This window comes from Actinoplanes sp. ATCC 53533, from assembly GCF_003947245.1.
On the sequence record NZ_QHHV01000016.1, the window covers coordinates 63,963 to 70,887 of the forward strand.

Here is a 6,925-nt window from a genome sequence, read left to right on the forward strand (position 1 = left end):
AGGAACCGCACCATGAGACTCCGAAGACTCGCTGTCCCCGCAGCCGTGCTGGTAGCCCTGCTCGGCATCCCCGTGGCGGCCAACGCCGCCCCCGGCCAGGGCGACAACCTCGCCAAGGCGGCCACCGCCACCGCGTCGTACACCTCGTCCTGGGAGAGCGTGGCCGCTGTCAACGACGGCATCGACCCGCCCACCTCGAACGACACGGTCAACCGCCGGTGGGGCACCTGGCCCAACACCGGCGAGCAGTGGGTCCTGCTCACCTGGCCGACCGCGCAGACCCTGCGCTCGGCCGACGTCTACTTCTTCGACGACAACGGCGGCGTCCGCCTGCCCGCGTCGTGGCGGCTGCAGTCCTGGAACGGCTCGGCCTACACCGACGTCACCGCGACGGCCGGCTACCCGGTGGCCGCCAACCGCTACAACGCGGTGAACTTCAACCCGGTCAGCACCAGCCGACTCCGGGTGGTGCTGCAGAGCGGGGCCGCCTCCGTCGGCGTGCTGGAGGCCCGCGCCTACGCCACCGCGATCGGCGGCACCGACCCCGGCACCCCGGGCGGCTGGAACCCGCCGGCCAACCTGGTCACCCCGCTCAACCAGGTCTGGCAGCACCAGGAACAGACCTACAACAACCTGTACGGCTTCCGCAACTACGGCTGGGACCAGATCTTCGCCAACGGCGGCAGCGTCAACTACTGCGTACGCTGGGATTCCAGTGCCCCGGTGAGCGCCGCCCTGCGTGATCGCGTGCACGCCTCCCTCGCCCGGCAGTTCAAGAAGTGGATGGACGTGATGGTCGGCCACAACGGCTGGCCCTACCAGACCGTCCCGCTCAAGGTGGTCGGCTGGGCGGTCCGCGACCGCTCGACGCTGCAGTGGTCGGACAACTCCGTCGACATCTACGTCAACAACATCCGGGAGAACGCCCCGCAGTGCTCGGAGCCGTGCGGACGCTTCTTCAACCAGTCCGGCAGCTACCCGAACTGCCCGGGCGGCATCACCCACCACTACGACATGTCGCTGTGGCTCACCGCCGGCATGAACGGCGGGGCTGGCGGTGACTGGGGGCAGCGCATCGGCAGCGAGTACTACGTCGGCGCCCTGGACGCCGACAACATCCACATCCTGCTGCACGAGATGGGGCACACCTTCGGACTCGACGACTTCTACGACTGGACCCCGACCGGGGTCGGCGGCTTCCTGATGCAGGCGGGCAGCGCGGCGCAGATCACCGAGTTCGACGCCTGGATGTTCCGCGACTGGTGGCGGCACCTGAAGAGCCGCTACGGCCGCTGACAGTCCCCGGGCCGGGGCGGATCACGAGTCCGCCCCGGCCCGGCCCGACCGCTTCTTCCGTGTCGCAGGCTCCGCGTGGTGTCCGGTGACTGCGGCGGGGGAAGAATCACCTCATGGAACCAACTGAGCCGACCGACGACACCGCCACCCGGCCCGGCCCGGAGGCGCGTGACCGGGACGCCGCCGGGCGCCCCCGCAACGCCCGGCCACGGGACGGGCTGGGCCGGCCCCTCCCCAAGGGGATGGCCGGCGTGCCCACCACGCCCGACGACCTGATCCTGCCGCCCGGCGAGGCGCTGCGCGAAGCCCAGCGGCTGCTCGACCAGGGCCGGCCGTTCCACGCGCACGAGGTGCTCGAGGCGGCGTGGAAGGCCGCCGGGGAGGCCGAGCGGGAGTTCTGGCGGGGCATGGCGCAGCTGGCCGTGGGCCTGACCCACGCCCGGCGCGGGAACACCGAGGGCGCCTCGCGGTTGCTGCTGCGCGCCGCCGACCGGATCGGGGCCTATGCCGCGGCACCGCCGCACGGCGTGCCCGTCGCGGCGCTCACCGCCTGGGCGAGAAACGCGGCCGAGCTCATCGGCCGCGGCGACGGAGACCTGTCGGAGCAGGCGCTGACCCCCACCCTCGTCGATCATCCCGACCGTGATCGACGCGTCGGCGGCGGGCATCGTTGACCACCTCCGCCACGATGGTCCGTCCATCGTGGGACTTCTACTTCCCCTGGGGGCGGGCGGAATAGGGCACCTCGGCGGCCAGCACCTCGCGCAGCCGGGCGGCGAACTCCTCGGGCTTGCCCGCATAGCCGAACTCGCCGCCGAGGAAGCCACCATGATGGCTCGGGAACACCGTGGCCTCCTGCCCGAGCACCGCCGCGACGCCGACGGCCGTACGAGCGGTGTAGGTGCCCGCCGACTCCTCGCCGACCGCGATCACGATCCGGGTCGGTGCCGCGTTGAGCAGGACCGGGTCGGGCCGGTAGTCGGAGACCGCCCACGAGTCCCTGGACAGCAGCGGATCGCCGCGGCTGCCGTCGTCGTCGGTCGGCATGCCGAACGCCGCCGGGTCGGGCGCGGGCTGGGCGAAGTAGGCGTCGGTGAACTCGCCCTGCCAGGACGTCATCGCGATGAACGCGGCCATGCCCGCGCCGGTGCCCTTCGCCTGGTAGGCCTCGTGGAAGCCGGCCCGGGCGCGCTCGGCGGCCTCGGCGTCGGGAAGCACGGCGTTGATCGGCGGCTCGTGCGCCACCAGCGTGACCACGTCGCCGGGATGGGTCGCGACCAGCTCGAGCGCGGTCACCGCGCCGCCGCTGCTGGCGAACACATCGACCGGGCCGGCCCCGAGCGCCTCGATCACCAGGTGCAGATCGGCGGCCTGGCGCTGCGGGGTGTGCTCGGTCCGGCCGTCCTTGCGGACGCTGCGGCCCAGGCCACGCGGGTCGTAGGTGACGACCGTACGGTCGGTGAAGTGGGCGGCGAGCGCGCCGAAACCCTCCGCGGTCATCGGCTGGCCGATCATGAGCAACGCGGGACGCCCGCCGGCCGGCGGAAGCGGACCGCGGACGTCATAGACCAGGTCGACCCCGGGCAGGGCGAGGGTATGCGTCTGCGTCTTCGTCATGGCGATGAGAATACGGATCGGAGGTGCTCCGCAGGGGATTCTCGGCGTCGCCGCCACTCTCGTCCTGATGGGGTGAACCGCGACCACCGCGGCCTAAACCGGTGGCGCACCCGCGTCGCGGTCCGGGACCATCCAGTCATGTCCCAGGATGGCGAGCCAGGACATTACCGAGCAGGCCAGACCGCCTTGCTGGCCGCCGTGGAAGAGGTCGAGCCGCTGGTCGGCCATTGGCGTCGCCGCTTCGACGCCTCCGCCCCGGCCGGGATTCCCGCCCACGTGACGGTGCTCTACACCTTCCTCGACATCGATCGCATCAGCACCGCGGTCATCGACGACCTCACGACCCTGATCGGCGCACGTAGCCCCTTCACGGTCCGATTTGACGAATGCCGGCGCCCCTTCACGGTCCGATTTGACGAATGCCGGCGCTTCCCCACCGTGCTCTATCTGGCACCGACACCGGACCAGCCGTTCCGGGAACTGACCGCATCGATAGCGCGACGATGGCCCGAAGCGCCACCCTACGCAGGACAGTTCACCGAGGTCATCCCCCACCTGACCGTCGCACACGACCAGGAGCCCGAAGTCTTCGACGAGCTGCAAGCGGCCCTGACCGACCACCTACCCGCCACGGCCACGATCTCGTCAGTGAGGCTGTTCGTCAGCGACGGCCACCGCTGGCGACACCACCTGCGGGTCCCGATGCTCGGCTAACCCCCCGGACGAGGGCCATCAACCAGCACCCTCACGACCGCCCGCCGCCCACGACGTCCGTCGAGAGATACGGAGCCAGGCAGACGCGGGTGGACCTGGCAAACTGAGGAGGGCGCCCGGATGGGTAGCAGCGCCGACAGGCTCATCGTTGCCACGTGTCAGTTTCCGGTGGACGCCGACGTGACCCGGAACCTGCGGTACGTGTTACGGCAAATACGGGAGGCAGCCTCACGTGGGGCAGAGGTCGTCCACTTTCCCGAATGTGCCCTCTCCGGTTACGCCGGGTCCGACTTGGCCGATCTCGAAGCGATGGACTGGGGCCGGCTCGACCACGCCATGCGCCAGGTCATGCGATGCGCGGCGGAGTCCAGCGTGTGGGTCGTCGTCAGTCCCGGGAACCACCTCACGGTCTTCGAGATCAACGGCGTGCGCTGCGGTACCGCGATCTGCCACGACTACCGCTATCCCGAGCTGTACCGCGAGTACAAGAGACGCGATGTCCAGCTGATGTTCCACTCGTACCACGCGGCGCACGCCTCGGCGAGGACCATCACCGCCATGCGAGCGCACGTCGGCCCGGACGTACAGGCCCTGAACCCAGGCGGCACGTATCCCGGCATCACCATGCCCGCGACCATGACGGCTGCGGCCGCCGCCAGCCATATGTGGATCAGCTGCCCGAGCTCCTCCGCCCGGGAGAGCTGTTGGGCCGCGTTCGTCATCAGAGCCGACGGGATCACGATCGGGCGCCTGCCCCGCAACCGCACCGGAATCCTCATCACGACCGTGGACACGGCCGCGGACCTGTACGACTCCACGTCGGCGTGGCGTGGCCGGGCACTCGCCGGCGTTCTACACAGCGGAACTCCGGTCCAGGACGAACGCTCCGACCGGCGAACCGAACTGTGACCCGAAGGCGAAACGACTGATGGCTATGACGCTATGGAGTGCCGACCTCAGCCGGACAGCCTCACGCATTCTCTTCACCTTGACCGCTTAGGCGCGAGAGTCTGGGTCACCGCGAGGCCACCTTCCGGTAACGGGCGAGCAGGAGCAGGAAGCACGCGGCGACCAGGCACGCCGCCTCGATGCCGTAGATCGGGCCGAACTCGCCCACGCCCACGTCGAGTTGGCTCTCCCTCTCGATGAGCCACTCGCCGACGCCTCCGATCAGGAAGGTCGGGCTGGCCAGCCCGGACAGGCTGTTGGCGGTGGCGCTCGGCAGCGAGGCGAGCACGCCGACGACCGGGACGGTCATCATGAAGACCGCCACGATGCCACCGGCGGCGAACGCCTGCTTTCCGGTGAGCGACGCGATCAGCAGGCTGACACCGGCGAACATCACCGCCCAGAGCAGGCTGTAGGCCCAACCGGGCAGCAGATCCCACAGCTCGTTGAACACCCCGCTGACGCCGGTCTCGGTGGTAAAGGCGGCGCCGAGGAACATGATGAACTGCGGCACGCCGACCAGCAGCCAGATCGCGGCCGTCATGGCGGCGAACTTGGCGATCACGTAGTCGGCGGCCCGCAACGGCCGGCTGAAGTAGAGCGGCAGCACCCCGGCCCGCAAGTCACGGGAAACCAGCTGCGGCGCGACGATCGCCGCGAAGAAGATGATCAGTAAGCTCATCTGGTCGGCATACTGGAAGTAGGTGAAGATCACCTCTCCGGTGATCGAGCGGGCGGCCGCCACGATGACGGCGACCAGCAGCATGATGCCGGCCACGAGCCAGGGGAAGATCTTCGCCTTGGCGGAGCGGCCAAACCCGAAGGCGGCGCGTAACCCGTGCACGAAGAGCGCCTGCTGGATCGCGACGCGGCCCAGCCGGGGACCGGAATACCGCCGGTACCCGATGTCATGGATGACGCCGGTCTCAGACATCGGCGGTCTCCTTCGTGGTGAACAGGCAGCCGTCATGATGACGGAAGTACGAACGCGAGGGACCTGGCCCGTCGGCCGCTACTCACGCTACCTGCGAAAACGGGTTGAGAAACACCCACTGAGCTCGCCATTCAACCTCTGCCACCCGACCGCCTGGCGCCGCGGCCGGCTGGCTGGCTCGTGACGGTCAGCAAGAGTCACTACGGTGAGTTCCGGTAGACAAGCCGGTGCGTGGTGGTGACGAGACCGAGCGTTCTCCGCGGCAGATGGGCGAACCGTTCATCTGGGCGGTGGAGCAGCTGATGAATGCCGGAGAAGATCGACCATCTCGTCCAGCCTCCGGAAGTAGGCGGCCTCCTCGCCTGCCAGCTCCGGCAGCACTCGGCCGAGCTCGCGCTTACGGACCGCGAGAACATCCCAGCGCCGGTCATCGAGCGTTCCGCCGTCGTGCAGCCAGGTGCCGACGCAACCCGCGATGTCCGCATCAAGCATCACCATCTCGATGCCCAATACATCAACGGACGTCAGGCGAGCAGGGAAGGCCTCCTTGGCATGCCTCCTCCAAAGCTCCTCCACAGCGGTCATTCGACTCGCGTTCATGCCGAACAGCATCGCAGTCATCGGCCTCGCTCAGAGCGGCAAGCCCCCACATCAGCACAAGCACGCGCCACCGCCTGCGGCGCGGAGTCCATACGGACGGTGAGGACGACCGCTGGCAACCGCGCGCTCTTCGCGCAGAATCGGATGTCGGGCCGGTCGCCTGGAACGGCGACATGACGGATCATTCCGAACCGCCTCCGAGCGTTCTCCGATCGCGCGGGTCAGGGTTCTCTATTCCTGGATCGGATGATGTCCGGATGATCGAATAATGGCGAGGGCGGAGGGTGTAATGGGATAATCTGTGGGTGGGGCAGATGGGATTGTTCACGAGGGCTCAACTCACCACCATGCGTGACAGGACCCGGCGGCGCAATTACTCGGCCGAGGCCGAGGAGTTCCGCCGGGAGCACGCGAGGCACCGGGAATGGGGACTGACGCAGCGGCATGCCCGGAAGCTGAGCCGCTGGTACGGCAGCACCGCCAACGCCGCGGCGGCGTTCCAGCGTCGTGTCGACGAGTTGACCTCTGCCTCCTGCTCGGCCGGAGCTGTCGCACCGACGTCGTCCGAGCCGGTCGGAGCCGACCTGCCCGCGTCTGCGTCCGCCCTACCCGAAGCGGTCGGACCGAAGGCCATCAGATCCGAGCAGCCCGAGCAGGTCGAGGCCGAGCCCGAGCAGGTCTTGGCCCAGCCCGAGCAGGTGGAGGCCCAGCCCGAGCAGGTCTTGGCCCAGCCCGAGCAGGTCGACGCCCAGCCCGAGCAGGTCGACGCCCAGCCCGAGCAGGTCGACGCCCAGCCCGAGCAGGTCGACGCCCAGC

Annotated in this window: 8 protein-coding genes; 5 read left to right on the forward strand and 3 right to left on the reverse strand. The window is 69.2% G+C overall.

All coding sequences use genetic code 11. From position 1 onward, the window contains the following. Positions 1–12: 12 nt before the first annotated feature. Positions 13–1,296, forward strand: coding sequence for a cellulose-binding protein (locus DMB66_RS07180; protein WP_233624360.1), 1,284 nt, complete (start codon positions 13–15; stop codon positions 1,294–1,296). Positions 1,297–1,409: 113 nt separating this feature from the next. Continuing rightward, positions 1,410–1,970: a DUF309 domain-containing protein gene (locus tag DMB66_RS07185; RefSeq protein ID WP_125803228.1), complete on the forward strand. Its 561-nt coding sequence runs from the start codon at positions 1,410–1,412 to the stop codon at positions 1,968–1,970. 37 nt (positions 1,971–2,007) lie between these two features. Here DMB66_RS07185 and DMB66_RS07190 read toward each other — a convergent pair whose 3' ends face one another. Further along, entirely contained in the window at positions 2,008–2,913 is a 906-nt protein-coding gene (locus DMB66_RS07190) for an alpha/beta fold hydrolase (protein WP_125803229.1), read from the reverse strand. Positions 2,914–3,051: 138 nt separating this feature from the next. Between DMB66_RS07190 and DMB66_RS07195 the strand changes: the two genes are divergently transcribed. Next, positions 3,052–3,627, forward strand: a complete 576-nt coding sequence (locus tag DMB66_RS07195) for a 2'-5' RNA ligase family protein (RefSeq protein ID WP_125803230.1) — start codon at positions 3,052–3,054, stop codon at positions 3,625–3,627. A gap of 120 nt (positions 3,628–3,747) precedes the next feature. Beyond that, positions 3,748–4,536, forward strand: a complete 789-nt coding sequence (locus tag DMB66_RS07200) for a carbon-nitrogen hydrolase family protein (RefSeq protein ID WP_125803231.1) — start codon at positions 3,748–3,750, stop codon at positions 4,534–4,536. A 106-nt stretch (positions 4,537–4,642) separates the two neighbouring features. Here DMB66_RS07200 and DMB66_RS07205 read toward each other — a convergent pair whose 3' ends face one another. Then, the gene (locus DMB66_RS07205) at positions 4,643–5,509 is read right to left on the reverse strand and encodes an ABC transporter permease (protein WP_125803232.1); all 867 of its coding nucleotides are present in this window, start codon (positions 5,507–5,509) and stop codon (positions 4,643–4,645) included. A gap of 279 nt (positions 5,510–5,788) precedes the next feature. Then, positions 5,789–6,130 carry a hypothetical protein gene (locus tag DMB66_RS07210; RefSeq protein WP_125803233.1) on the reverse strand — a complete coding sequence of 114 codons (342 nt, stop codon included), beginning with the start codon at positions 6,128–6,130 and terminating at the stop codon, positions 5,789–5,791. Between the two features lie 326 nt (positions 6,131–6,456). Here DMB66_RS07210 and DMB66_RS07215 point away from each other — a divergent pair. Next, positions 6,457–6,925: hypothetical protein (locus tag DMB66_RS07215; protein WP_199752085.1), on the forward strand; the 469-nt coding region annotated here is incomplete at its 3' end.

Excerpts from the sequence above, each read along its gene's own strand:
- DMB66_RS07180 (WP_233624360.1), top strand. The coding sequence starts at position 13 with ATGAGACTCCGAAGACTCGCTGTCCCCGCAGCCGTGCTGGTAGCCCTG.
- DMB66_RS07185 (WP_125803228.1), top strand. The coding sequence starts at position 1,410 with ATGGAACCAACTGAGCCGACCGACGACACCGCCACCCGGCCCGGCCCG.
- DMB66_RS07190 (WP_125803229.1), bottom strand. The coding sequence starts at position 2,913 with ATGACGAAGACGCAGACGCATACCCTCGCCCTGCCCGGGGTCGACCTG.
- DMB66_RS07195 (WP_125803230.1), top strand. The coding sequence starts at position 3,052 with ATGTCCCAGGATGGCGAGCCAGGACATTACCGAGCAGGCCAGACCGCC.
- DMB66_RS07200 (WP_125803231.1), top strand. The coding sequence starts at position 3,748 with ATGGGTAGCAGCGCCGACAGGCTCATCGTTGCCACGTGTCAGTTTCCG.
- DMB66_RS07205 (WP_125803232.1), bottom strand. The coding sequence starts at position 5,509 with ATGTCTGAGACCGGCGTCATCCATGACATCGGGTACCGGCGGTATTCC.
- DMB66_RS07210 (WP_125803233.1), bottom strand. The coding sequence starts at position 6,130 with ATGACTGCGATGCTGTTCGGCATGAACGCGAGTCGAATGACCGCTGTG.